This is a genomic window from Halobacteriovorax marinus SJ (genome assembly GCF_000210915.2).
GTDB lineage: Bacteria > Bdellovibrionota > Bacteriovoracia > Bacteriovoracales > Bacteriovoracaceae > Halobacteriovorax > Halobacteriovorax marinus.
Map to the genome: position 1 here is coordinate 3,338,233 of NC_016620.1, position 26,437 is coordinate 3,364,669.

27 protein-coding genes and 1 tRNA gene are annotated in these 26,437 nt (G+C 36.7%); 16 read left to right on the forward strand and 12 right to left on the reverse strand.

Annotation, left to right across the window (positions count from 1 at the left end):
* Positions 1–3 precede the first annotated feature (3 nt).
* The 10 genes from BMS_RS16010 to fliW all read left to right on the forward strand — a co-directional run bounded on the left by BMS_RS16010 (position 4) and on the right by fliW (position 7,538).
* Positions 4–897 (forward strand): flagella basal body P-ring formation protein FlgA, encoded by an 894-nt coding sequence (locus BMS_RS16010; protein WP_014245865.1) that lies wholly within the window; start codon positions 4–6, stop codon positions 895–897.
* Positions 894–1,652 carry a flagellar basal body L-ring protein FlgH gene (locus BMS_RS16015; RefSeq protein ID WP_014245866.1) on the forward strand — a complete coding sequence of 253 codons (759 nt, stop codon included), beginning with the start codon at positions 894–896 and terminating at the stop codon, positions 1,650–1,652. Before BMS_RS16010 ends, BMS_RS16015 begins: the two co-directional genes overlap by 4 nt.
* 3 nt (positions 1,653–1,655) lie before the next feature.
* A complete protein-coding gene (locus BMS_RS16020; protein ID WP_014245867.1) occupies positions 1,656–2,657 on the forward strand; it encodes a flagellar basal body P-ring protein FlgI in 1,002 nt (333 codons plus the stop codon).
* Positions 2,658–2,746: 89 nt separating this feature from the next.
* A complete protein-coding gene (locus tag BMS_RS16025; protein ID WP_014245868.1) occupies positions 2,747–3,205 on the forward strand; it encodes a hypothetical protein in 459 nt (152 codons plus the stop codon).
* The gene (gene flgM, locus BMS_RS16030; protein ID WP_014245869.1) at positions 3,198–3,521 is read left to right on the forward strand and encodes a flagellar biosynthesis anti-sigma factor FlgM; all 324 of its coding nucleotides are present in this window, start codon (positions 3,198–3,200) and stop codon (positions 3,519–3,521) included. Before BMS_RS16025 ends, flgM begins: the two co-directional genes overlap by 8 nt.
* 3 nt (positions 3,522–3,524) lie before the next feature.
* A complete protein-coding gene (gene flgN / locus BMS_RS16035) occupies positions 3,525–4,022 on the forward strand; it encodes a flagellar export chaperone FlgN (protein ID WP_014245870.1) in 498 nt (165 codons plus the stop codon).
* 11 nt (positions 4,023–4,033) lie between these two features.
* Positions 4,034–5,497 (forward strand): flagellar hook-associated protein FlgK, encoded by a 1,464-nt coding sequence (gene flgK, locus BMS_RS16040; protein ID WP_014245871.1) that lies wholly within the window; start codon positions 4,034–4,036, stop codon positions 5,495–5,497.
* A gap of 4 nt (positions 5,498–5,501) precedes the next feature.
* On the forward strand, positions 5,502–6,500 hold the full coding sequence (gene flgL / locus BMS_RS16045; protein WP_014245872.1) for a flagellar hook-associated protein FlgL: 999 nt from the start codon (positions 5,502–5,504) through the stop codon (positions 6,498–6,500).
* Between the two features lie 161 nt (positions 6,501–6,661).
* Complete coding sequence (gene csrA, locus BMS_RS16050) at positions 6,662–6,889, forward strand: carbon storage regulator CsrA (protein ID WP_014245873.1); 228 nt, start codon at positions 6,662–6,664, stop codon at positions 6,887–6,889.
* Between the two features lie 85 nt (positions 6,890–6,974).
* Complete coding sequence (gene fliW / locus BMS_RS16055) at positions 6,975–7,538, forward strand: flagellar assembly protein FliW (protein WP_014245874.1); 564 nt, start codon at positions 6,975–6,977, stop codon at positions 7,536–7,538.
* 59 nt (positions 7,539–7,597) lie between these two features.
* Here fliW and BMS_RS16060 read toward each other — a convergent pair whose 3' ends face one another.
* The 5 genes from BMS_RS16060 to BMS_RS16080 all read right to left on the reverse strand — a co-directional run bounded on the left by BMS_RS16060 (position 7,598) and on the right by BMS_RS16080 (position 11,477).
* Complete coding sequence (locus BMS_RS16060) at positions 7,598–8,329, reverse strand: tetratricopeptide repeat protein (RefSeq protein WP_014245875.1); 732 nt, start codon at positions 8,327–8,329, stop codon at positions 7,598–7,600.
* 10 nt (positions 8,330–8,339) lie between these two features.
* Positions 8,340–9,077, reverse strand: a complete 738-nt coding sequence (locus BMS_RS16065; RefSeq protein WP_014245876.1) for an outer membrane protein assembly factor BamD — start codon at positions 9,075–9,077, stop codon at positions 8,340–8,342.
* Between the two features lie 65 nt (positions 9,078–9,142).
* A complete protein-coding gene (locus BMS_RS16070; protein WP_044557728.1) occupies positions 9,143–10,177 on the reverse strand; it encodes an AI-2E family transporter in 1,035 nt (344 codons plus the stop codon).
* A complete protein-coding gene (locus tag BMS_RS16075) occupies positions 10,170–10,802 on the reverse strand; it encodes a cyclic nucleotide-binding domain-containing protein (RefSeq protein WP_014245878.1) in 633 nt (210 codons plus the stop codon). The genes BMS_RS16070 and BMS_RS16075 overlap by 8 nt, the downstream gene beginning before the upstream one ends.
* 9 nt (positions 10,803–10,811) lie before the next feature.
* Positions 10,812–11,477, reverse strand: coding sequence for an SH3 domain-containing protein (locus tag BMS_RS16080; protein ID WP_157868309.1), 666 nt, complete (start codon positions 11,475–11,477; stop codon positions 10,812–10,814).
* Positions 11,478–11,553: 76 nt separating this feature from the next.
* On the opposite strand from BMS_RS16080, the gene BMS_RS16085 reads away from it, so the two are divergent.
* The 3 genes from BMS_RS16085 to BMS_RS16095 are packed head-to-tail and all read left to right on the forward strand — an operon-like array spanning position 11,554 to position 15,475.
* Positions 11,554–12,918 carry an aminotransferase class III-fold pyridoxal phosphate-dependent enzyme gene (locus BMS_RS16085; RefSeq protein ID WP_014245880.1) on the forward strand — a complete coding sequence of 455 codons (1,365 nt, stop codon included), beginning with the start codon at positions 11,554–11,556 and terminating at the stop codon, positions 12,916–12,918.
* Positions 12,919–12,926: 8 nt separating this feature from the next.
* Positions 12,927–13,946 (forward strand): arginine N-succinyltransferase, encoded by a 1,020-nt coding sequence (locus BMS_RS16090; RefSeq protein WP_014245881.1) that lies wholly within the window; start codon positions 12,927–12,929, stop codon positions 13,944–13,946.
* Positions 13,947–13,954: 8 nt separating this feature from the next.
* Complete coding sequence (locus tag BMS_RS16095) at positions 13,955–15,475, forward strand: aldehyde dehydrogenase family protein (RefSeq protein ID WP_014245882.1); 1,521 nt, start codon at positions 13,955–13,957, stop codon at positions 15,473–15,475.
* A 22-nt stretch (positions 15,476–15,497) separates the two neighbouring features.
* On the opposite strand, the gene BMS_RS16100 is transcribed toward BMS_RS16095, so the two are convergent.
* From BMS_RS16100 to BMS_RS16110, 3 genes are read right to left on the reverse strand one after another with little or no spacing between them, the layout of a single operon-like run.
* Positions 15,498–17,120 carry a putative zinc-binding metallopeptidase gene (locus tag BMS_RS16100; RefSeq protein WP_014245883.1) on the reverse strand — a complete coding sequence of 541 codons (1,623 nt, stop codon included), beginning with the start codon at positions 17,118–17,120 and terminating at the stop codon, positions 15,498–15,500.
* Entirely contained in the window at positions 17,117–17,572 is a 456-nt protein-coding gene (locus tag BMS_RS16105) for a hypothetical protein (RefSeq protein WP_014245884.1), read from the reverse strand. The genes BMS_RS16100 and BMS_RS16105 overlap by 4 nt, the downstream gene beginning before the upstream one ends.
* The gene (locus tag BMS_RS16110) at positions 17,572–18,084 is read right to left on the reverse strand and encodes a hypothetical protein (protein ID WP_014245885.1); all 513 of its coding nucleotides are present in this window, start codon (positions 18,082–18,084) and stop codon (positions 17,572–17,574) included. Before BMS_RS16110 ends, BMS_RS16105 begins: the two co-directional genes overlap by 1 nt.
* A gap of 190 nt (positions 18,085–18,274) precedes the next feature.
* Here BMS_RS16110 and BMS_RS16115 point away from each other — a divergent pair.
* Both BMS_RS16115 and BMS_RS16120 read left to right on the forward strand, forming a co-directional pair.
* Positions 18,275–18,349: transfer RNA gene (locus BMS_RS16115), tRNA-Asn, on the forward strand.
* A 91-nt stretch (positions 18,350–18,440) separates the two neighbouring features.
* Positions 18,441–19,868, forward strand: coding sequence for an aKG-HExxH-type peptide beta-hydroxylase (locus BMS_RS16120; protein ID WP_014245886.1), 1,428 nt, complete (start codon positions 18,441–18,443; stop codon positions 19,866–19,868).
* Here the strand turns inward: BMS_RS16120 and BMS_RS16125 are convergent.
* Positions 19,863–21,383, reverse strand: coding sequence for a tetratricopeptide repeat protein (locus BMS_RS16125; protein WP_044557729.1), 1,521 nt, complete (start codon positions 21,381–21,383; stop codon positions 19,863–19,865). The genes BMS_RS16120 and BMS_RS16125 overlap by 6 nt on opposite strands.
* An 11-nt stretch (positions 21,384–21,394) precedes the next feature.
* The gene (locus BMS_RS16130) at positions 21,395–21,736 is read right to left on the reverse strand and encodes a HesB/IscA family protein (protein ID WP_014245888.1); all 342 of its coding nucleotides are present in this window, start codon (positions 21,734–21,736) and stop codon (positions 21,395–21,397) included.
* A 141-nt stretch (positions 21,737–21,877) separates the two neighbouring features.
* Between BMS_RS16130 and BMS_RS16135 the strand changes: the two genes are divergently transcribed.
* Positions 21,878–22,672, forward strand: coding sequence for an FHA domain-containing protein (locus BMS_RS16135; protein WP_044557730.1), 795 nt, complete (start codon positions 21,878–21,880; stop codon positions 22,670–22,672).
* Here BMS_RS16135 and BMS_RS16140 read toward each other — a convergent pair.
* Both BMS_RS16140 and icmF read right to left on the reverse strand, forming a co-directional pair.
* Complete coding sequence (locus BMS_RS16140) at positions 22,662–23,255, reverse strand: cob(I)yrinic acid a,c-diamide adenosyltransferase (RefSeq protein WP_014245890.1); 594 nt, start codon at positions 23,253–23,255, stop codon at positions 22,662–22,664. The two genes, BMS_RS16135 and BMS_RS16140, sit on opposite strands and share 11 nt — an antisense overlap.
* Positions 23,255–26,410: a fused isobutyryl-CoA mutase/GTPase IcmF gene (icmF, locus tag BMS_RS16145; protein WP_197536771.1), complete on the reverse strand. Its 3,156-nt coding sequence runs from the start codon at positions 26,408–26,410 to the stop codon at positions 23,255–23,257. The genes BMS_RS16140 and icmF overlap by 1 nt, the downstream gene beginning before the upstream one ends.
* Positions 26,411–26,437: the final 27 nt, after the last annotated feature.

The following is a 26,437-nucleotide window of genomic DNA, read 5'->3' on the forward strand; positions in this document are numbered from 1 at the left end:
TAAATGACAAAGTACTTAACACTCTTTCTATTTCTTATCTCTTTTTCGGCATGGTCTAATCCATGCCAAATTGATATTCACCCAAAGAACTATTTGCTCTCTAATAGCACAACACTTCTATCAAAGAGCTTAATAAAAAAGTCTACTTGCTCCAAAGCAACAGAGACTGAATTTATTCGCTTCCTTATAGACACCAAAGGAAACACTTCTGGAAAGCAAATCTCTAGAGTCTTTAGCTCACTTGTAAACGAGAAAGTGACTATAAAGCCAGATAGAATCTCTGTTTACAAGTTAGAGGACTATCTTACTGAGAGACTTTCATTTTCAAAGAGCTGGTTCATTAGAGAGATCAAGACTCCTTCTAAGCTATCGGCCATCACACTTGATAGTAGTGAGAACCTAAGTATTGATTGCCCAAATTGTAACTATCCAGGCAATAAGTCGATTCGTGTAATCGTCAGTAATTCAATGAGTGGTGCAAATAAGTATCATATGCTCAATGCTAAGTTACAAATTAAAACAAGAGCACTTGTACCAAAAGGGATTATCAAAATTGATAACCAACCACTTTCAAAACAAATGTTCAGAGAAGAAGAGGTCTATACAGATAACCCATCATCTCTGTTTACAAATATAAATACACTTAATTTCTATAAAGTTAATAAATCCATAGATGATCGTGCTGTTCTCATTAATGACCTCGTTCCCGTTTCACTTGTTAAGGCCGGGATTCCAACTAAAGTCATTTTGGATAATGGAATTATCTCTCTTAAAAGTGTTGCGACTCCACTAAGAAGCGCTCGTTTTGGAGAGACTGTCCAACTACGGTCATCAAAAGGAAATAAAATTATTGTCGGTAAAGTTATCGACTACAACAAGGTATCCGTAGAGTTATGAAGCTAGCAAAGATTACACTTTTAATTTCAACAGCATTTCTATTTTCATGTAGTAACTACATTAATAAAATGTATGCTGACCTAGATCGTCAAGATGGTATTGTTCAACAAGCACCAATTAATAATCGCTTTGATCGCTACAAAAATCCTCCGACGACCTATAGAAGACAGTCAGATGCTGGACGTGTTGCGACTGCTGCTCAGGGACAGCCTTATTACAATAGAAATAATCCACCTCAAGTAAGAAGGACGTATAGACCTCAGCAAAGTGTTAGAAAGAGGTATAAAGCCGATGATCTTCTCGACAACTCTACAAATAACTCAAGCCTTTGGGCAGGGAAAGGTAGCAATCGCCACCTCTTCACTGTTTTAAAGGAAAAGAGAAATGGAGACATCGTCCTAATCAACGTACAGAAAACTCTAAAAAACGATATCACTCTTGAGCTTAAAAGGGCATTTCCAGATATTCCTAAGCCAGCAGACAAAGAAAAGAAGGATGAAGAGAATAAAGAAGAGGCAGTGGCAGACAATGCAAATGAGCAGAGTGCTAATAAAATTTATGACCGCGTCTCAAGTGTCATTGTTGAAGAAGTTAATGAAGACCACCTTCTCTTAAGAGGTCAAAAGAGTGTTCTCTTCAAGCAAAGAAAGAGACTTGTTGAAGTTCAAGCTCTTATTTCAAGAAGAGATATTACAGATGAAGATACTATAAACTCAGACAACATACTTGAATCAAGTGTGCATATTTTAAGGTAATTTATGAAAAAGATTTTCTTTTTATTTACTCTCATGCTCTCTCTCACATCACTTGGAGAAACTCGTCTTAAGGACTTGATCACAGTGAAAGGTGTAAGAGATAATCCTATTATTGGATATGGTCTCGTTATTGGTCTTAATGGAACCGGTGATGGAGGCGGAGAAGTTACAAATAAGTCACTAAAGAGAATGTTTCAAAAACTTGGACTCAATCCTCAAAATGAAGTGACGTCTAAGAATGTGGCCGCTGTTATTGTAACGGCGAAGCTACCTCCATTTGCAAGACAGGGTCAAAAGATAGATATCACAGTCTCTTCTATTGGTGATGCTTCATCTCTTGCTGGAGGAACTCTCATGGTAACACCACTCAAAGGTGGCGATGGAGTTGTTTATGCTGTGGCCTCTGGCCCACTATCCATTGGTGGTCTTGAAAAAGGTAAGAAGTTTGCTACGACTGGAACAATTCCAAATGGTGCTATTGTAGAAAATGAGATCAAAATCGACTTCGATAAGAAGAAGTCTCTTCGTTTCGCCTTACGAAACCCTGATTTTACGACAGCTGCAAGAATAGAGAAAACTATCAATCAAGAACTTGGTGGTAAATACGCCATTGCAAAAGATGCTACGACTGTTGATCTTATTATTCCATTTCACTATCAAAGAGAGGTCGTACACTTAGTAGCAATTGTTGAAAACTTCAAAGTCATCTCTGACTCAATTACAAAAATTGTGATCAATGAGAGAACAGGGACAATTGTTGCAGGTGGAGATGTTCAACTTTCTTCTGTGGCCATTAGTCATGGAGATTTAACAATAGAAGTTAAAGGAAATGAGGCCGCAAACTCGGACAAGCCAAATTCCCTCTACTTTGTTGACAAAAAGAGTACACTAAATGACCTAGTAAAAAGCTTAAATGCTTTTGGTGCAACACCTGAAGATTTGATATCGATATTTAAAGCACTTAAAAGTAATGGCGCATTAGTAGGTGATGTAGAATTTATATAAGCTGGATTATTATCCTAAAAAATGCTACAATGTAGCTATTGAAGCGGTGATAAAGGAATTATCACCCCAAGAACAAGGTCAGGAAGACTATGTCAAAAATCAACAATTCAATTCCTGTAAATCAACCAGTTTCCAGCAAAACTGAAAATAAGAAGTATATTCCAAAGCCGTACTTAGATGCAGCGAGAGGAATGGAAAAACAATTTATCAAATTAATGATTGATGAAATGAAGAAGACTGCTGGAGCAGAGCAAACATCAACTGGTATGGACTATTACATGGATCTCCAGAACGAAGAGAGATCTAAAGCAATGGTTAATAGAAACCAAGTTGGTTTACAAGATTTAATTCTAGACAGAATCTACCCTGAGAATAAGCGTAACCCTTATGCTTACAATGCTTATTTACAACAAACTAATCAAATGAATAGACCAAAAGTTGAGATGCAAAATGCTCACGTTACAAAACGAGATGAAGTAGAACTTTATCAAGTTAATAAGAAAAATATAGGTTCGAATGGACTAGGCCAGGAGGCGCATCGTGAATAATATTGATTCTACAAGATCCAAGTTTTTTCCTAACACAAGAACAGATGTTACAGGAACAAACGCAGCGAAGATCAAAGCGCTTCAAAGAAATGATTCTGGCAGGTTTAACGAACTCAAAGAAATGGAAAAAAGAGATAGCAGTGTCTCAATTCCTGAAGCAGTAAAAGACTTTTCTAGAATCAGAAAGGCCGTTGATGCTGCACCTGAAACAGATAATTCAGAGAAGATTGCAAGACTTAGAGATCAAATTCAAAACGGAACTTATAAGATGGACTTTGAAGCTATCGCCGACAAGATCCTTAAAGAAGAAATATAAGATATGGAACAACAAAAGAAAGAGCTATTTTATTTTCAAGTGACAGATCTTTGGAAGAGACTTTGCGAAGAGCACTCTACTCTATTTGATCAAACATGCGACGAGTATTCACTTCTTTTAACAAGTGACCTCGATAATCTTGAAGACAAGATTGCTGAAAAACAAGAAACTATCAATCGTATTAATCTCTTAGAAGATTTACGAAGCTCTATTATTTCTAGAGTTAATAGAGAGTTGAATCAAAATATTAATCATGTCTCTGATTTAATTTCTTTCTTTCAAAGTTTTGAGGCAACACTAGATCATAGACATCTATATAACTTCAACGCTCTTTTAATTGATATTATTGAAAAGATTCAAACACAGAATAAAACAAACCAATTATTTATCAATAAAGCACTAGGTTCACTAAAGAGCATTCGAGAAGAAGCTTTGGGCGAAAAGAGTTACTCAACATATAACTCTAAAGGCTCGGCAAGATCTCGAAGTCTTTCGATATAATTGAGGTTTAATTGTCAGATTTATTAAATATTGGACGTACAGGTTTAAATGCATCAAAGAAGTCTCTTGAGACGACAGGGCATAATATATCCAATGTTAATACTGAAGGTTACTCTAGACAGAGAGTGAACCAAACGACAAACACTCCAATTACAAAGGGTGGAACCGTTCACGGAACAGGTGTTCGTGTAAAGTCTGTTACTAGAATTAATGACGACTTCATCAATAAGAGACTAGAGAAGGCTATCTCTAATGATCGATTCTTTGAGCAAAGAGCCGAGAGAATGACTCAGATAGAAGATATCTTCAACGACCTTGATACTGATGGTCTTAATCAGGTTATTAATAAATTCTTCAATAGTTTTAGAGAACTTGCCAATCAACCAGAGAATGAAACAATTCGTTCGGTAGTTAGGGATCAAGCCAACTTAGTTGTACAAGACTTTAGAAGAATCCAAGAAAACTTAAATTCTATTTCTGCTGGTATCGATGAAAATATGAAAGCAGAAGTCATTGATATAAACCAAACTCTTGAGCACATTGCAAATCTCAATAAAAAGATTCAATCACTTGAGGCAATCAATGAAGAGGTTGGTGACTTAAGAGATCAACGTGATCTTGCTGTTAGAAATTTATCTAAGTCATTTAAGGTTCACACTTATCAAGATGAAAAGGGACAATATGTTGTAGCCGCGAAAGGTGTTGGTACACTCGTTACCGCTACACAAGTTCAACGTCTACAAATTGGTACGAGCAATAAAGAGAACTCGACAAATGGTCTTCCAGGTTCTGCCGATATTTTCTTCGAAGGAAAGCCTGCTCATATTCTCACACAGAAATTCCAAGGCGGTAGCTTGTCTTCCCTTGCAAAAGTGAGAAATGAAGAGATCGTAGACATTAGAAATAAAGTCGATCAAATCGCATATAACTTAACTAAGAGTGTAAATGCAATTCACAGAAGAGGATATGTTAACAGACCTCTTAATGTAGATGAAGCTGGTAATGTTTCAAGCGTAGACTCTAAAGGTCTTACGACAGGAATTAACTTCTTTAAAGAGCCAACAGATCCTAAGGACGCTGCTCTTAATATGTCACTAAGCTCCGCCGTTAAAGAAGATCTAACTAATATTGTGACAGCACTAGGACCAAATAGTCCTGGTGATAATAGAGTTTCCTTGGCCATCTCAAAGATTCAACACGAGAGAATTGTTGGTGATGGTGAATCGACACTTGAAGAATTCTACCTCCAAACAGTTGGTAAAATTGGCTTGGAAGCTGGAAAAGCAAAGCTCGATAGTGAGCAAGCAGAGGGACTTAAGGCCCAGGCCGTAAGTATTCGAGAACGCCTTGTTGGTGTGTCAATAGATGAAGAAGCTGCCAATATGGTCAAGTTTCAGCACGCCTACGAAGCATCTGCTAAAATAATGCAAACCGCCGATGAAATGTTTAAAACAGTCATCGGCATTAAGAGATAATTAAATGTCTAGAGTATCGGAAAATAGTTCATCTGCTGCCCTTAACTTTTCTCTAGGAAAAGCTAAGTCAAAGCTAGAAGACCTGCAAATGAAGGGCGCGACCCTAAAGGATATCTCTAGGCCTTCAGACAACCCTATTAGTAATGTCGAGGCACTCTCCATTACTTCTAATATGTCTGATAATAAGCAATATCAGCGAAATGCTGATTATGCTCTTCTTCATTTAAATGTAACCGAGAAATCGCTTGAACAACTCACTGACCTATTAGTTAAGGCCAAAGAAATTGCGATTTCTCAATCTTCGGATTTTTATAATGCCGATGTTAGAAAGAATATTGCGAACGAAGTTAACCAATTAAGAAACTTGGCACTTTCAATTGCAAATAAGAGAGTTGGCCAGAAATATATTTTCTCTGGTTATTCAACATTAACTCAACCCTTCGATGTTGCCGGTAAATATAACGGAGACAAGGGTCACACTACTGTTGAAGTGGCAAAAGACTTCTTTTTACCACTAAATTTAAATGGACATGAGATCTTCTACTCATCTGATGATACGTCAGACAAGAATATCCATCCTTTAAAAGAGATCAAGGAACCTGATACAAGTAAGCCTGTTGAGAATAAGAGAGAACTCGCCTCTACTGAGGGAGAGAACTTTCATAAGAGAGATAATATCTTTGCTCAACTTGAGAGTTTATCAGTGGCCCTTGAAACAAACGATGCTGTATTAATTCAAAACCTCTTAGAGGAATTTGATGACAGCATCTCAAGACTTATTACTCTAAGAACACGAGTTGGCTCAATTACTAGCTCTGTTATGAATTCTAAGTCTCGCCTCGAAAGTGAAAACATCGAAGGCGCTACGCGAAAAAGTAAATTAGTAGATGCAGATATTGCTGAAGTATTTTCTGATATAACAAAGCATCAATCCGTCCTTAAGACTACATATCAATCCTCTCAAGGTTTAATGAATCAAAACCTCATGGATTTCTTAAGGTAGGGCGTTGAAGTTATTGAATCTTGCAATTTAGGCCAATGACAACAAATATTATTAAAGTATTTGATAAATTTTGCCTGTTTTTACTTGCCTTTTGAAAAATGAGGTAATATATGAACCATTGCGGATCGAATCAGGAAGGTTCACAAAGTTGAGGTTTATTTATGCTCGTTTTGACAAGGAAGCTAGGAGAAAGCATCGCAATTGATGACCACATCAAAATTGTTGTTGTGCAAATCAAGGGCAAGCAAGTACGGCTAGGCATCAAAGCCCCTAAAGAAACGAAAATTCACAGAGAAGAAGTCTATAAGTCTATTCAGGATCAGAATACTGAAGCGGCGCAGGCAGACCTATCTTCAATTTCAGACTTAGCAGACGAATTAAAGAAATAAGCAAGAATTTCCTTCTTGCACTTCTGGTCCTACGACTGCTAGAATCATGAGGCGGGCCATTTAGGCTTGAATTTGGAGGCCAGAAGTGAAAATCAACACAACTAGATTTGGTGAACTCGAAGTAGATAATAGCGATATTATTACGTTTAAAGATGGACTATTAGGTTTTGAACAACTTACAAAGTTCTTCATTGTCGATCCAGGTGACCAAACTTTAATTCTATGGATTCAATCAGTAGACGATGCTAGTACAGCATTCCCTATTATTGAGCCAAAGATCTTTAAGCCTGATTACTCTGTAAAATTACTACCAGCAGAACTAACAAGCTTAAGCCTAGAAAACTTAAACGAAGCAAGTATTTATACAATTCTTACTATCCCTCAGGTTGTAACGAATATGTCAGCAAATATGAAAGCTCCTATTGTTATTAACAATAAGACTAAAGTTGCAAGACAGATCGTTCTTCAAGATTCAAAGCTTGAAGTTAAGTACGAAATGTACACTGAGCTTAAAAGATATATCGTAGCTTATACTTCTGACGATTCTGTTAGAACAAATGTTAAGCTTGATAATACAGCGACAGAAGCTACTGCTCAAACTCAAGAGCAAGCTCCTAAAACAAATCCAAATCAAAACGCAGAAGCTTAAATATAAAAAGCCAGCATTAAGCTGGCTTTTTTATTTCTCTATTTCAATTTAATTTAAATTTATAAATTTGTTTCAGTAGCAGTCTTTGATAGATTCAAATACATTGCAGCTTCAGAGTTCATCGGCTCCATAGAGATAACCTTCTCCCACTCTGCTTGGGCCTCTAAAATATTTCCATTACCGTATTGAAGTACACCAAGGGCCACTCTGGCATTTGTATAGTTTGGCTCTTCTGTTCTTAATCTCTTAAGTTCATCAATGGCCTTAGAAACAAATCCCTTCTTAGCATATACTTTTGCAATTTTAATTCTCGTTTCAAGGCTCTCAGTGTCCAGGGCCACTACCTTATTATACTCGAAGAGAGCTTCATCAAATCTATTATATGTCATATAAAGATCTGCAAGCTCTAAGTGCTTAACTGCAAATTTCTTATTAACGTGTTGGTCGTCAATACCTTCGTTTCCTCTGGCCCTTGTCTTCACTCTTTCATTCGCCTGATTAAAAACCTTCTTAGCGTCTTCATAGTGACCAATGTCGTTGTAGAGAACAGAGAGAGAAATCGCTGCATCAGTATGAGTTGGATCTATACTAATAACTTTATTGAAAGCTTTGATTGCTTTTCCAATTTCGCCATTAATATGAAAAATATTTGCAAGGTAGAAGAGAGCATCAATAGACTTTGGCTCAACTTCAATAATCTCATTGAAAATAGCTGCCGCTTTCTTATACTCACCGCTATTGTAACAATGCTTCGCTTTTTCTAGTAATTCCTGTGAATTAAAAGTTTCCATGATTCCCCTATTACCTAAGACAGTTATTATATGCGCTTTGTAATTTCTTTAAATTGCTTTGCTCAATTTGCTCTTTGAATTGATTAAAGTACTTAGTACAAGATTCCTTATCCTTAAGCTTATGAGAGCTCTCAACAACTCTAATCATTGAGTGGGCCAAGAGCATTGGATCGCTTTTAAATCTATCAATGATAGACAGATATCTATATCTAGCAGCATCGAAGACATTAGTTTTATAATAGAAATCACCAATGTATCTCTCTTTATCTAAAATCATTCCCTGAGCTAATTTAATCTTATCAATACTTCCCTTTGAATATTCAGAGTCTGAGTGGAAGTTTAAAAGCTCTTGATAGTACTTAACAGCTTCATGTGCAGCTGAAAGGTCTCTATCAAAAGTATCAGGAATCTGTGCATAGAAAGATTCTGCAATCTTCCAAATCACATAGGCTTTCTTCTTGTGCTTAGGATGAAAGTCTTTAAAAAGAATATAGGCGGCGGCTGCCTCTACATAATTTTCCTGCTTAAAGAGAACGTCAGCCTGGAGAAGTTCTGCATGAGTTGCATAGAAACTATATGGATATTGAGATCTTAGAGTATTTAACTTCTCTGTTGCTAAAATATATCTAGAATCATTTATAAGATCTTGGGCCTCTTTAAAGAGGACTTCTGCTTCTGTTTTACCTTCTGGCCTAGGCGTAGAACACGAAATGAGGGCCAAACAAAATGTCACTATCAATAAGCGCACACTTACTTCCTTTGTAGTTATATAGGAGCAAGCATATCATTTGCAGCGTAGCACCGTCAAAGTAACTATCTGGATTTTACGCCGTATAATTCATTATAAATTTCGATAGATATCAACTTAAACGCCGCAGCAAGTGGGATTGAAATAATCATTCCAACCACACCAAAGAAAGTGGAGCCAAGAATTACACTAATAACAACCATCAATGGGTGTAAGTTAACAATTTTAGAAACAAGAATTGGAAAGACCAGTGCAATATCTATAGCATTGGCCACAATATATAAAATTGTAATCGCACCAAATGTTGGACCCCAACCATACTCGGCAAGACCAAAGATTATCGCAGGAATTGTTCCAATAATTGGACCAAGATATGGAATTACATTTGTAAATCCTGCCACTAGTCCCAACAAGAGAGCAAAGCGAACGTCTAGAAATAAGAGTCCAGTAGTAATAATAATTCCTACAATACTTGCCTCAACAAATTTTGCAAAAATATAGTCACCCAACTGGCGATTAAATTGATGCGAAAGATAGTAGAACCTTTCAAACATTGAGTTAGGTACGATCTTTAGAAAGTTAGACTTAAACTCTTTTCCGTCCTTAAGTATAAAGAAGACAAAGAGGGGAACAAGAAAGATCCACTCTATTATAGAGCCTAAGTATTTCGGAACTTGTAGCAGTATTTCAGTTGTCGCTTTTTGACCATAGTCTAGAGAGTTATCAAGAATCTCATTGCCTACAACATAACCCGTCTTCTCTTCAATCTTAGAAGTTAAGTTCTTATACTCTGTTTTTAAAAAGCTCTCCACTTTAGGTAAGTAGTATTGAACATTTTGCGCTTCATTTGTAATCGTAGGCGTTATTTTGATAAGCGGATAAGTAAAGAGAAAGAGTATTGCTAGAAAAACAATATTAACAGATGTTGATTTCTTTAAACCAAAACGCATCACCATGGGAACGACTGGATTAAAAATTAAACTCACAACATAGGCAACACTTAGAGGTATCGACACTCGCGGAAAGAGCCAAAGGGAAAATAGAAAAAGGATTAGTCCTAGAATAAAGAAAACTAGTCTTACTTTTTCAGGCTTACTCATTGCTCTTTGCACTTTCTAGTTCCAATTGTTTGATCTTATACTTTAATCTTCTAACCTCATTCGTAACTGAAAAGAGTCTATTTGCCGTAATAATAGAGACGGCCTGAAGAAGCTTAGTTGCGATTGTTGGATTAGTATTAATTAAGTTCTCGAGATCAGGCTTAAAAATTCCTAGAAGCTGACACGACTCCCTAGCGATAGCTGTCGCGTTTCTTATACTTTGCTGCTGCAAGAGTGCAAGCTCTCCAAAGTAATCCATCTTATCTAAGGAAACCACATGATTAACTTTTGAATCATTAGTGTCATCTACAGTTTGATCGTTCTCAACAATAATATCGACTCTACCACTATAGATAAAATAAAAGCCAACTCCAATATCTGTCTGCTTGAAGATCACCTCTCCATCAGCAAATTGCCTTAAGTGCAATGCCTTTGAAAAAAGCCTTAACTCATTATCTGAAAAGTTCTCAAGCACTTTTATTCTTCTCAGAAATCTTGGAATAGAGTTCTTATTGGAAGTGAAGAGAGGATTCGATTGCCAGAAGTATTTTAGAATAGGAATATCTAACTTAGGCGGCAGCTCTTTACTCGTTTCTATATCTTTTTCAAAACTATCATTGGCCATAGTGCCCTCTTAGAGAATTCCAATATCTTCTTTTTTTACCCAGCCCGTAAGGTCCAGGGGATGATCTATATAGAACCAATCACCATCAGACTTTCCAAGAATGAATTTAGATCCACCTGGAATAGTTACCCTAACATCATAGACAGATGATGGGCCTTCATAGATTTTCATCTCTTTTATATTTACAGCAAAGCTCTTACCGCTAAGTAGTAACTGATGAGAAATCACCGGTGATAATGACAAAACTAACAACGCTCCAAGTACCAACTTAGAACCTACCTTTTTAAACTTAAAAAGGAGGAGGGAGATCAACATAAGTACCAAAGTGATACTAATGGCATAGGAAACAGGGTATTGAGATAGAAAACTCAGTAACTTATCGCTCATATTTTGAGAGAATGAGAGATCGATTCCCTGCAACTTAGATTTAACGAAAGCTAGGTTGTTGAGAATATCTGATCCAACATAGCCCTTTTTCATGGCCAACTCTAAATGGTAACGCCCCGGACCAAACTCACCCATCTTTGAGTAAACAGTTCCAAGATTATAGTGAAAATCCACTGCTGTGAGCTGGTTTTTACTCTCAAGTAAAAGGTCGACCGCTTTGTCGAACTTACCATCTAAATATAGTGTCTCTAATGACTTTGATAATTCATCTATGTTAGTATTCGCCATGAGCATATTATCAACTTAGCAAATAAATAATGCAAGTTGCGGTAATCTATACACACAAATATTTTGAGGTTTTATTATGACAATTGGTGTTTCAAACGAAGAAGTTCTCGACCTTTCTAATAAGTTATTTTCAAGCATTCTCTTAGAGCAGAAAAAGTTTATGGGTCTTAAAGGTCCCGACGAGGGAAAAGAGAATATGAACGAAACTATTCTTAAAGAATATGAGCAAGATAAGGGACGTGGATTCTTTTTTAATTACGTATCGTCAGGAAGAGGACATGGGCCGTTTACTGAGTTAGTAGATGGATCAATTAAGTATGACCTTATTGGAGCTATTGGGCCAAACCTCTTAGGTCATTCACACCCACTCTACATCAAGGCTCACCTAGAAGCCGCTACAAGCGATGTTATGATGTGTGGAAACCTACTTACTCACCAAGAGCCACAACAATTAACGAAAGAAATTTTAGACTCAGTAAAAGGAAGTCGTCTTAAGCACTTCTGGTTTTCTGGTTCTGGAAGTTTTGCAAACGATACGGCACTAAAAATGCTATGGCAGAAAAAAGATCCTGCACATAAACTAATTGCTTTTCAAAAAGCATTTGCCGGTAGAAGTATCGCAACTCAGGACATTACATACAATCCTGATTATAGAGTTGGTCAGCCAAAATCAATTGACGTAGACCACGTTCCACACTTTGACCAAAACGATCCAGAGGGATCATTAGATAAAACTCTTAGCGCACTTAACGAATTAGTTAAAAACAATAAAGATCAATACTGCGCTATTATGCTTGAGCTTATTCAAGGAGAAGCAGGTTTTGTTTACGGGACTAAAGAATATTACGAAGGTGTATTCAAGTGGGCCAAAGAAAATAACCTCTACATCTGGGTAGATGAAGTTCAATCTTTTGGAAGAACTACTGAGCTATTTGCCTTTCAAATGTTTGGATTAGATGAATATGTAGATATCGTGACTGTTGGTAAGGCCCTACAGGCATGTGGAACTTTATTTACAGAAGAACTTAATCCAAAGCCAGGATTAGTTGCTGGAACTTTCAATGGTTCTAATGCTGCTCTTAATGCCGGAAGAAAAGTTGTTAACTACCTTAGAGAAGGAAACTTCTACGGTGAAGACGGAAGAATGAAGTATCTTGAGACACAATTTCTTACGAGACTCTCTTCTCTTGCTAAAACTACTTGCAAAGGAAAAATAGGCTACGCTGGTGGTGTTGGTTCAATGATCTCATTTGAGGTTGGTGACTCAACTAAGGAGACAACTACAAAGTTCATTAAGAAGCTTTATGAAAATGGAATCATCTCTTTTATGGCCGGTAAAGATCCTGTAAGAGTTCGCTTCCTTCTTCCAACATGTCTTACTGATGAGCATATTGACGAAATTTTCAAAATCATTGTTAAGACTGCTGACGAAGTACTCTAGGAGAGAGCATGTTTAATTTAAGGCCTGCAAAGCTAAGTGACATTGAAGATCTCTTTGCCCTTAGTCAGCACTATGTCTTCATCAGCCTACCTTCTGATAAGGAACTCATTACAAAGAAAGTAAAGAGTTCCATCAGCGCTTTTAAGAAAGCCTCGAAGGATATTAGTGAAGACACATATATCTTTGTATTAGAAGACCTTTCAAAGTCTAAAGTTATTGGCTGCTCTATGATTCATGCTCAACATGGAACAGAAGATGAGCCACATTTCTTTTTGACAGTATCCCAAGAAAATAAATTCAGTGAATCAATTAATACTGGGTTTATTCACGGTACACTAAAGCTTGGTTACGACACTGATGGACCGACAGAAATTGGAGGCCTAATACTAGATCCAAATTACAGAAATAATACTCATAAACTTGGTAAGCAATTATCTTTTGTGCGCTTTCTGTATATGGCCTTAAATAAGAAGAGATTTAAAGAAATGATTCACTCGGAGCTAATGCCTCCTTTTGATAAAGATGGAAGATCTCCTCTATGGGAGGCCATCGGTAGACGATTCCTCAACATGGAATATCACGACGCCGATCTACTGAGTAGAAGTAATAAAGAGTTTATTCTAAGCCTCTACCCTTCTGATACTATCTACGAAACACTTCTACCACTTGAAGCAAGAAATGCTATTGGTAAAGTTGGACAAGACACTCAACCCGTTAAGAGAATGCTTGAGAGCATTGGGTTTAAATATACAAAAGAAGTTGATCCATTTGACGGTGGGCCTCACTATAGAGCAAAGCTAGGTGAGATCAAGCCAGTTCAAGAGTTAAAAGAGCTAGAACTTTCATTTGAACAAGATATAAAGAAAGACGATGCCCTTAACTACCTAGTCTGTCCTACAGAAGGTGACGTTTTTAATGCTATTAAAATTACAGGTAAGATTAAGGGAGCGAAGCTCTTAACTTCAATGAAAGAATTAGAAAATTTAAATTTTACGAATAAGACAAAAGTGAATGTTATCCCACTTTAGGAGAAAATATGACTTACGAATTAAAAGGCAATTATTTTAATAATGAATTTATTCAGCCACCACTAACGGGACCAGATGCTGTAGAGAAGTGGATTACAAGAACAAGTCCAGCCAATAGTGCACAAACACTTTGGAAGTGCCCTATTCACTATGGTCACGCAGAGGAAGTCGTAGAGTCTGCAACTAATGGATTTAAAGAATGGAGAAAAACTTCTGTTCAAGAGAGAGTTGCTCTTTTAAAGAAATATCAAGAAGAACTTATTACAAAGAAAGAAGAAATTGCAAAAGCAATCTCTTTAGAAATGGGAAAGCCTTACTGGGAAGCTCTTACTGAAGCAGGGGCCTTAATTGCTAAGGTTGATGTAACAATTAGTGATTCACTACCTAGAGTAGAATCAAAAGTTTACGATGAAATCATGCCTATGACGAATGGCTATATTCACTATAAGCCAATCGGTCCATGTTTTATCATTGGTCCTTTTAATTTTCCTTGTCACTTAGCTAATGGACAAATAACAAGTGCACTAATTGCTGGTAACACTATCATCTTTAAGCCATCAGAGAAGACATGTTACTCAGCTCAACTCATGTTTGAATGTCTATCTAGAGCTGGATTTCCAAAAGGTGTAATCAACCTCGTTCAAGGTGATGGTGAAGTTGCAAGAAGAATTTTAAAGAGTAAAGACATCAAGGCAGTCTTCTTTACTGGTTCAAAAGATATTGGGAAATCAATACTGAAACAAACTCATGAAGATCTTGGAAAACTCGTTTCTCTAGAACTTGGTGGAAAGAATCCTGCCATCGTTCATAGTGATGTTAATATCGACTACGTACTTGGCGAACTTGTAAAAGGATCTTTTCTAACAACAGGTCAAAGATGTACTTCTACAGCCATTGTTCCAATTCATAGAAGTATTTGTGATGAAGTTGTTTCAAAGTTCCATGAACTCTCTAAGAGAATTATTGTTGATCACCCAATCGAGCACGATGAAGTTCCCTTCATGGGACCGCTTGTAGATCAGCAGGCCCTTGATAGCTACCTGCTCTATGTAGGAATGGCAAAAAGAGAAGGACTAGAAGAGATCATGCGTGGAAAGAAGCTTGAGAAAACTTTCGACGGACACTATGTCTCTCCTTCAATCCACCTTGCACAAAAATGGGATGATAAGAGTCACTTCTTATCAAGTGAAATCTTTGGACCAAATTGTACATTCATTCCTTATGACGATATCGAAGAGGCCATTGAGATAGCCAATAAAACAGAGTACGGTCTTGCCGCTTCAATCTTCACGAAGGATCACTCTCTCTATGAATTAGCTCTTAGGGATCTTGACCATGGTTATGTAAACCTCAATAGATCTACAGTTGGAGCATCAGCGAAGCTACCTTTTGGAGGAGTTAAAAATTCTGGTAATTATCATCCAGCAGCTGTTACAACTATCGACGCTTGTGTATATCAGCAGGCCAGTTTAGAAATTTTAAAAGAAGAAGAAACTGACTTAAATAATATCGTTGGTCTCAAAAAATAAATTCCATCAAGCGGTATTCTAGTTATAGAATATCGCTTAATTCTACTCTTCTCTTTAAATCATCCATAGTCTTAAATGCTTTATTGCAGGCAACCCTCACTCTCTCATCAATAGAGTCTCGATTTCTATTCAAATAAACTGACTCTAAACCATTCTCCAATTCTCTAAATTTTAAGTAACCATATTTAACAATATCATTTTCACAGAAGTCTTTAACATTTGTTTCTTTAGTAAACTTTCGATAGAGATTCATTGTTCCAACAAGCCCTTTCATCGAATCTTCTTCAATTCTCCCAAGCTCAGCATCAATTTCTCTCATCTTCTGATCAAGAAAATCATCTCCAATATTTAAGTTCATATCAAAGAAGTTCTCATTAATTAGCTCTTTAGCTTTCTCTGGGTAATTAAATTCACTTGAGATTTTATCCCAGTTTTGTTCTAACATCTTTTTTTGATAAATTTTACTTATACACTTTTTCAAATCGTCATCACGTCTTCCATCAAATCTCATCATTATTTCTTTGCTACAGCTAGCAAGTGATTGATCATATTTAAATTCCGAATTCTCTCTTTCAAATTCTTTCACATCTTTATTTAAAGTTGCTTCCATTTGGACCTCTAATAATGTCTGTCCTTGGCAACTCTTTTCATTTCCTTCAGTGTATTCTCTTCCCTTAAAGACAAGCTCTTTGATAAAGTCGTACTTTTCAGGAGATGCAGCCCTTAGCGCATCAGGGTTATACCTATAGGCCACAACACTCTCAGCAAAATCTTCACCGGGATTGGCCATTGCATACTTCGATACAAAAGTATGATTCCTTGATGAGTCTCTCTCCCATTTTCCTCCATTATCTATCCAGCCTGATATATTCAACCAATCTGGCGATTCATCAAGCTTTCCACGATCCGAAAAATTATGAGCAAATTCATGTGTGCATATTCCTGTTTTTTCATTGTGATTATATTTCGTTATTCCCTCAAATAGCATTATCGTTGCGTTTCCTAATGTATTTCCATTGCTCAAACTAGAGCGACGAAATGACTTTGCAATTCTTATAGGAAATAAACTCTTAGGAAGATCAGCAACTGACTGATGTATAGACTTCAACTCTTTATCTGAAAACTTCTTAGTTTTATCATTGCCAAGACCAACTGGACTTACATTAAGTTCATATTGAGAGAGAAGGTACATAGCATTTTCGCTATAACTCTCACCGAATAATTGATTTAAAGCACAGCGAACTTTTTTACAGCTTCCTTTAGTGAGATGAGAATAATCTTTTTGATTTGGTAAAATATAACCTTCACCACTGAATCTTCTCTTTTGAACTAGTAAATCAAACATTCTTAACATTTGTTCACTTTCGTTCTCAAACTCAGCTCCTACGATCTCTCTCTTTTCTACTTTTGGTGAATCGAGTAATTTATTATTCGCCCTTTTCATTTCCTCTAAAGTTGGAACTTTTCCTTTACAAGGGGAATCTTCAATATCATCAGACGACGCCGACCAGTGGGAAACCTTAAAAGTTTTAAGAATCTCCTCTGCCATAACTTTTGCCTCTATAGGCTCTGAGCTTGGCTCGCAAGGAACCTGTCCAGCAAAGACAGGTGAACTTATCATAAATAGAAATAAGAGAAGCTTCATTTGCTCCTCTCTTTAAAGACTTTAATGGAACTTAAAGTTTTTCGACTACTTCCCTTAAAGAATAGCTCAGTGTTTTTACTTTTAAGATAAGTTTCATAGCCAGCAGCGTGACCACTGCCTAAGCTTTCTTTGAACTTCTTTTCGACACCAGTAAGACTATGAAGCTCCAGCTTCGAGTTTTGAACTTTATAATAAATTTCTAAAATTTTAGAATTATTATCTAGAGTCACAACTAAAGCATACTTATATTTTTTTATCTCATAGAAGATCTTACTTCCCTCTACTTTAGATGCACTACCAACTACTTTTTCAAACTTTGCTACTTCATACTTTGAGCCAACTTGTTTTAATAGATTTAGAATATCTTTTGGGACTTCTCCTCTAACTTGATCAGGTAGATCAATGGCATACACTTGAAGAGATAAAATAAAGACAATAAGAACTTTCACCATCAGTAATGCTTCTTGTTTATAAGAACTCCAGATTGAGCGGACTGGTGAAAATCATCCTTCATCGCCCTCATCTGATCGACATCGACTGCAGCATTTTTCTTATATAAGCTGAGTACCTCTACTTGCTTTAATTTGGATTGAGAATAGGCAAAGCGCTCTTTCTCATTGAAAATGAAGCTAGAAGTTTCAACTAACTCCCCATCTTCATTCAGCGCTGTATTCTTTATTTTCTTTCTCTCAAAGAATCTTGTGATTAATTCACTGGCCATTGGCCCACATACGGTCTTTTCAACGACCTCTTCTTCTTCCTCTTGATTCTTATTTTTAAATGGAAGAATCTTGGCCATTCTCTCTGGATCGGAAAAGTCGTGGCTAACACCCTCTAATCTCTGGTTAATGATATCTGTTAGAGAAGTTCTATTGTCACCATTAGATGAGCTCGTAAGCTCACTTATCTCCTCTGGTGTCAGAACTCGAAAGACTGATGTTAATAGAAAATTTTTAGCACTCATTTGGGCTTCCTTTGGCTAAAACCTACTATTCTTATCGGTTATTAGCCCGAAAACTTTAGCCCAAAAAACTCTTTAAAAACAGATAGATAGCACTCAAGAAGTCTTCAACTTTGTTTGTTTACAATTTTTTTATAAAAACCTCTAGACAAAAATAGTACAGGCATTTATAAATGTAATCTCAACAATCTACTGGGGTGTGGCGCAGCGGTAGCGCAGCGGACTGTTAATCCGTTGGTCGTGGGTTCAAATCCCTCCACCCCAGCCATTTTTAAATCAATCTAAATTTAATTAATACTTTTACTAGTTCATAGCTAATTTGATATGAGTATGCTCATTAATAATTGAGGTAAAATGCTATGATTTCTAATAAGAATATTTTCAACTCTTCCACTCATAATGACTTAAAAAGCGATGTGGCCAACTCCTATGCTGAGTTAATTCATGATCTAAGAGAAGATCTCACATCTGGATATACTAATAATTTTTTCAGCGAAGGCTTCTTAGATAGGCTTAAAGAAATTATTATTGATAAGGAACTCAATCTCTACACTGACCTTAACTTCTATTGGTCTACTCTATTAGAGAATTCTATTTACCTTGTTCAGCTTCATGAAGAGTGTGAAGAAACACAGAAGTCTGACCCTGAAGAATTTCAAATTATTGAAGAAGAACTTTTTAACTTTTGGAACGACAGCGATCTAACAGAGAGCTTTTTGGAGTTAATATCAAACGAAAAAACTATTCTTGAAGCCTCTAAAGTTCTTCAGCCTTTAATTGAAAATCAGATCATTTCTTTCTTCTATTTAAATATCTCTAAGAATCCTCTGCTTGGAGAAGAGAGCTATATTTATAAAGCAATTCCAGAAAAGGGAGATAATGACCAATGTCTCTACCTAGGAGCAAACAACCAATTGGTTAGACTAGAGCCACCTTGTGAAACATTCCCTACTCTTCCTATTGTTGGAGTAAATAAACATCAGAATTTAATCTTTCTCGAAGGTGATAAGCGCTACGTTATCACTGAAGGGCTAGAGACAGCATCTTTTGAAAATAAAGAGCTTCATATTCTTCCAAATTGCGAGAAAGGTTTTTCTAAGCTAGCAGAGATCAAAGAGAGTATATTAAAAGCACTAACAATCATTAATCAAAACTCTAACGATCTTTACAATACTTTTAAGGCCTTCACTCATACCATTATACCTATAGATGAACCTGCCGTTGTCAGCTATTCGCAACAACAGCTTCCAGGCTTTTCATGTATCAATGTTTTTGAGAGGGACTTTGTAGATCTCCTAGATGACCTGCTTCATGAAAATGGTCATCACTACCTCAACACAATTTTAAACTCAAAAGAATTAATTATTGAAGACGATGAGAAAATTTACTTCTCTCCATGGAGAAAGGCCCTAAGACCAATTAGAGGTATTTATCATGGTGCCTTTACATTTTATTGGGCACTAGAGCTATTCTCTAAACTCTTTGAGAATGAAGTACTAAATAATACATTCAATAACTTTAATGACGAACAAAAGAATAAGATTACATTACGCTTTCTTGAAGAGTATGAAATGCTAAAATTCTGCTTCGAAGATATTGAAAGTGCTTTTGAGAGCGGCAAAGTGACAAAGGATGGTCTAAAGCTTATGAAAGTTATTGAAGAACTTACTGAAAGCAAGAACTCCCTAGTTGAAAAAGCTCTTCAAAGCTTAAATGACAGTGATAGTGTGAAGCTGAACGAACTTAAGAACCTTCTTGAAAAAGAAGGTAAGCACTATAGATTATAATTTAACCAGACGTGCCTGCATTTCATTTGCAGGCATGAGCTCACCTTTGGCCGAAGCAACCTCAATACCCTTAGTATAAATCTTCTTTGCCTCTTCTTTTTCTCCTAAGACCTCAAGAGTTTTCCCTAAGAGCGAATAGGCCGTAGAGTACTTAGCATCAACAGCTATGACTCTCTCTAAGTGAGTTTTTGCCATTGAGTATTCTTTGCGATGAAAGTAAACATCGCCCATTCCAAAATTTGCAATAGTATCATCTGCATCAATTTCTAATACTTGCTTAAACATTGATTCACGCTGAATGATCTCTTCTTCTTTTTGCTTATCTAGTGCCTCTTTTGCCTTCTTCTCTTTTGCAATTTTTCCAAACTCTGCAAATGACTTTAGAGTCGCAAGTCCCTTCTCTTCTTCCGCCTCTTCAATTTTACCTAATCTCATTAGATAAAGAGACTTATTTGTATGGGCCATAACAGACTCTTCATTAACACTTAGAAGCTTATCCATCAATTCAATACCAAGTTCAAACTTCTCTTGTCTTCCATAGATGACTCCAAGAGACTCGTAGGCATCAGAGTAATTGGGAGCAATCTTGATCACCTTAGAAAGTGTGGCAATAGCCAGGTCTTCTTTTTCTGCTTGAAATTGAGAGACTCCGTATAAGTATAAATCGTGTGCAAATACGTCTTTCGATAGTTCCTTTGAGTAACTATTAAATGACAATTCAAAACTTTCTTCGTTCTGAGTAACGATAAATGATTTATGATCTATTCTAAACTCTCTAAAGAGTTTTACCATTGCCACGTTACCAATCTTGGAGATAACTTCTCCGCCTTTTCTATCATTGATTTTAAAGACGCCTATTTCTAGTTTTTGAACACTTGGTGAAGTTAGAAAACTTGGATAGAAACTCGCTCCTCTTCCGTTTTCAATTTTGGCCACAGTCTCTTGGCCTAAGAAACATCCCTTAGTATATGAAATACCAAGATCGTTTAATCTCGTATTATTAATTAAGTCTCCTGCAGTGATGTCTACACCCCATCTAGGCCAACCATTTTCAACACAGAGGTATTCTATCTCTTCATTACTTATCTCTTTAGATTCTTTATCGATCTCTTCAAAGCTTAAAGTCGCAGGAACTCCATAGAGCATTCCTTCAAATTTATTATCTGATGCCTCTGTAGTTAAAAAAGTAAAATAAAGGTTCTTATCTAGGGCCTCTATTTCAACATCATCCATTATGATGAATTTATCCAGTTCCTCAATTGCACTTTGAGCAATAGACTTTGGAAAAGCGAGATAAAGCTCGTTACTTGTTTTAATATTTAAAAAGAAGAATTGAATTTTTCCTGTTCTATCTACTCTCGCATTGAGTGCAAATTCATTAGGATTTAAAGACATCAAATCATTCGTTGTTTGGCCCTGAAAGAACTTTTCTCTATCCTCTCCCTTTACACAATAAACACTCCAGTCAGAAAGAACACCCTTTCGACCCTCTACGAATAATTCAAATTTCTTCATGTTAAAATCCATTAAACGGAGAAGGATTCTCCACAACCACAAGTATTTTTGGCATTAGGATTTACGAAAACAAAGCCCTTACCATTGAGACCATCTTTGAAATCTAAAATCACACCTTTTAGATAAATCGATGACTTAGGGTCAATGAATACGTTGATATCGCCAAACGAGCAGATATTGTCATTGTCTTTTTTCTGATCAAAATCAATCTTGTAATTGAGCCCAGAACAACCACCACCAACAACTCCTAATCGAAGGCCATAATCTAAACCCTTGTTTTCACTAGCAAAAATTTGCTTAATATGATCCAGGGCCTTTTGCGTAATCTCTACAATTTGATTTGATTCACTCATAATTCAACCATTTCTATAATAATCGACAATTTATATCTGTTTTACTTACTTCTATCTTACAACATTATCAAGCCATGCGCCTTATTTTTCCCCATTTGTTCAAAATCTAAAGCTGAATTAATATAAATATTGGAGATTATTATGGCAGTGCTGTTAATTATTAGAGAAGAGAATGAGGAGAGACGTGTAAAGCTCACGGCTCAGCCCCTAATTCTTGGTCGCTCTAGTAAGTGCCATGTTCAGATAAAAGATCAGATGTGCTCGGGAAAGCATTGTGCTTTCAAGTTGAATCAACAATTTAAAGTCCTAGTAAAAGATTTAGAATCAACGAATGGAACTTATCTAAATGATTGTCAAATCATGGATACACACCTGATGCTTGATGACGTTTTAAAAATTGGTAACTGCGAGATCTTCATTGATCGCTCAGAACTCTCTCCCAAAGAAAAGGCCATTCTAACTAGAGATGAGCCTACAGCTCAAATCAAGTTTATGGATCTCCCTTCAAGTCAGAGAACTGTTAAACCCTCACAAGTTGTTAGAGCAAAGCAACAAGCACAGCAAGGTGCGAAGCCTGGAAGTAAACCAGTACCAAAGGCACCGAAGAAATTCTTCCCAGAGTCAGAAGAAAAAACGATGGTTGCTAAGAAACCTGTGCCAAAGCAAGAGCCTGTAAAGAAACCTCAAGCACCAGAAGGAACCAACACAAATACTAATACATCACTAAAAGAGAGACTTGCTCAGAAAGCAAAGAACTTAAATCAAAAAAAGAGTGCGCCTCAAGTTGAAGTCTCAAATGAAAGACAGATTGATCTTGAAGAGTCCAGTGGTGACACTCAATTCATTCAATTAGACAAAGGTGATAAGAGTAGTCCAGGTGATAAAAAGAAGAAGAGTTCACTGGCTTCTAAACTAAAAAAAGTCTTTAAGAAGTAGGTTTTCCTGGAATCCACCAAACCTCTTCACACTTCATTACCTTATTTGCAAATCTAGAAATGATAAAGAAGAAGTCTGAAAGTCTGTTGAGATATTTAAGAGTTTCAACTGGAAGCTCTCCATTATGACTTGACTCATAAGACGTAGCATATCTTTCGGCCCTTCTACATACAGTTCTTATAATATGAAACTGCGAAGAGATCTTATGACCTCCCGGAAGAACAAAATACTTTAATGGCTCAATTAAAGAATCCATTCTATCAATCTCACTTTCAAGCTTAACTATATCCTCTTCAGATATTGTAGGCAGGGAATAGCTCTCTCTCTTTTCTTTTTCACAAGCAAAGATTGAACCTATAACAAAGAGGTTGTATTGAATTCTCTTTAAAAAAGGAATAATTGCGACTAACTCACTCTGATCAAATTCTTCAATGAGTGAAATTCCCATTCCCAAGTGAGAGTTTAACTCATCTACTTCTCCGTAAATATGAATACGGGCATCCCCTTTAGGAACGCGGGTTCCACCGACTAGACCAGTTGAACCCTTATCACCAGAACGAGTATAAACTTTAGACTTAGTCATTACATATTCCTTCTATATCTTCCACCGATTTCATAGAGGACATTTGTAATCTCACCTAGTGAGCAATAATTTACAGTCTTTAGTAACTCTTCGAAGATATTCCCTCCGCTTAGAGCAACTTGTTGTAATTTTTCTAGCGCTTCTTTTGAATGATCAGAATTCTTTTCTTTAAAAGCATTGAGTCTTGCGATCTGCTCATTCTTCTCATCATCAGAGCATCTAGAAATTTCAATCTCTTGGTTTAATAACTCTTCAAAATTGTCTGCAATATATGTATTCACACCAATAATTGGAAGCTCTCCATTATCTTTAAGTGTTTCATAGTGAAGAGATTCCTCTTGGATCTTTCCTCTCTGATACATACTTTCCATTGCACCAAGAACTCCGCCTTTATCAGAGATTCTTTCAAACTCTGCAAGAACAGCTTCTTCAACAATATCGCAGAGCTCTTCATAGATATATGAACCTTGCATTGGATTATCTGTTTTATTTAAACCAAACTCTCTATTGATAATCATCTGAATGGCCATCGCCCTTCTAACAGATTCCTCAGTTGGAGTTGTAATCGCTTCATCATAAGCATTAGTGTGAAGAGAGTTACAATTATCACTTAACGCTAAGAAGGCCTGAAGTGTTGTTCTGATATCATTAAAGTCAATCTCCTGAGCGTGTAGAGATCTACCAGAAGTTTGAATATGATATTTGAACATTTGTGACTTAGTATTTGCACCGTATTTATCTCTCATGGCCACGGCCCAGATCTTTCTAGCAACTCTACCAATTACTGTGTACTCAGGATCAAGTCCGTTTGAGAAGAAGAAAGAAAGGTTTCCAGAGAAGTCATCAATATTCATTCCTCTTGAGAGGTAATACTCAACAAATGTAAATCCATTTGAAAGAGTGAATGCCAGTTGAGAAATTGGATTCGCCCCTGCTTCAGCAATGTGGTATCCACTGATTGAAACAGTGTAGTAATTTTTAATTGCAGCTTTACAGAAGTACTCTTGAACGTCTCCCATAAGTTTAAGTGCAAACTCTAATGAGAAGATACAAGTATTTTGAGCTTGATCTTCTTTAAGGATATCGGCCTGAACAGTTCCACGAACTTGTCTCATCACCTCAATTCTCTTTTCCTCATTCCAAAACTCATCTTCGCTCAAGGCCTGCTTCATGGCCGTATTCATGAACATGGCCAAGATAATCGGAGCCGGACCATTAATAGTCATCGAAACTGAAGTCATTGGGTCGATAAGTGAGAATCCCTTAAATAGATCTCCCATATCATCGAGAGTTGCAATTGAAACTCCCGCCTCACCAATCTTTCCAAAAATATCTGGTCTCTTATCTGGATCTTCACCATAGAGAGTTACAGAATCAAATGCAGTTGAAAGTCTCTTTGCCGGATCATTTTCTGAAAGATAGTGAAACCTCTTATTAGTTCTAAGTGGTCCACCTTCACCAGCAAACATTCTCTTTGGATCTTCATCAGCTCTCTTAAATGGAAAAATACCTGCAGCATAAGGAAAGAATCCCGGAAGGTTTGCCCTTTTAACAAATCTATATTTTTCTGAGATTGAATCAAATCTTGGGTAGGATACTTTTGAGATCATTGATCCTGAAAGAGATTCAAACTTTGTTGGAACCTTAATCTCTTTATTTCTAACAGTGTAAGAAAATTCTCCACTCTTGTATTGAGAAATTGCACTTTCACAAATCTCTAATTCACTAAAGACATCTGCTGGAATCGTTTCCTTAACTTCCATTAGCTTTTCTTTTAGCTCCTTACTCTCTGGCATTATCTCTGTCGCCTTAAGTAGAGCTTCGTAATCCTTTAGTTTTTCAAAATTTTGAAGAGCTTCACTATTATAATTTTTAAGTGTTGAAGAGATATCTCTTAAGTAGAGACTTCTCTCCGGTGCGATAATCTTTGTCTTATTCTTTGGAGCTCTCTCTTTTTTAATATCTTGAATTTTAGAAGTATCGAAACCAAATTGAGTTGCGATTTCAGAGAAGAGAGCATTAACACCAGAGTCATTAAATTGAGAGGCCATTGTACCAAAAACTGGAAGCTCATCATCTGTAGGTGCACCAGGATGACCAGCGAAGAGTTGATGATTTCTTCTATACTGCTTTCTGATATCTCTAAGTGCATCTTCCGAGCGTGGCTTTTCAAATTTATTAAGAACAATAAAGTCAGCCTGCTCAAGCATTTCAATCTTTTCAAGCTGTGTAGCTGCTCCGTATTCAGGAGTCATTACATAAATACACTTATCAGCAACTTTTGTAATAGCATCAGAAGCCTGACCAATACCTGAAGTTTCAACAATGATGAGATCAAAGTTTTGTGACTTCAAGAAGCTAACAACTTTCTCAATCTGTGGAGAGAGTTCAGTCTTAGAGTCTCTTGTGGCCAGTGAACGAATATAGAAGTTCTCATAACTAGAACTTCCAAGTCTAATTCTATCCCCAAGAAGTGCACCCTGAGTTTTTTTCTTAGTTGGGTCTACTGAAATCAGTGCGACCTTACAGTCATTATAATAGCGGTGAAATCTTAGAAGAGTTTCATCAATTAAAGATGACTTTCCTGCTCCACCTGTCCCTGTAATACCAAGAACCGGGACGTCTTTTGAATTCATCTCAAATGGCAGATCAACTCCGTCTTCTATTGAAGTGATGGCCTTAGATATTTCATAATTTTCTAATGACTTACTTTCATACTTAGAGAAATCTACTCCTTCGATTGTTGAATAGTCGGCCTTGGCAATCATATCTTTTATGATTCCTTCTAAGCCTAATTTCATCCCATCTTCCGGTGAGTAAATTTTTGTAATTCCCTTTTCGTGTAAGGCCTTAATCTCAGATGGTGTAATTACACCACCGCCACCTCCAAAGATTTTTACATCTTTAGCGCCAGCTTCATCTAGTAACTCTCTAATGTATGCAAAGTATTCATTGTGACCACCCTGATAAGAGCTAAGGGCCACAGCGTTTGCATCTTCATGGAGACAAGCATCGACAACATCTTTTGCAGATCTATTGTGACCAAGATGAATTACTTCAACTCCGTTGGCCTGTAAAAGTCTTCTCATAATATTGATTGATACATCGTGGCCATCAAAGAGGCTGGCCGCCGTTACGAATCTTAAACGTTTCATTAACGATTTCTCCATAAAATATATTTA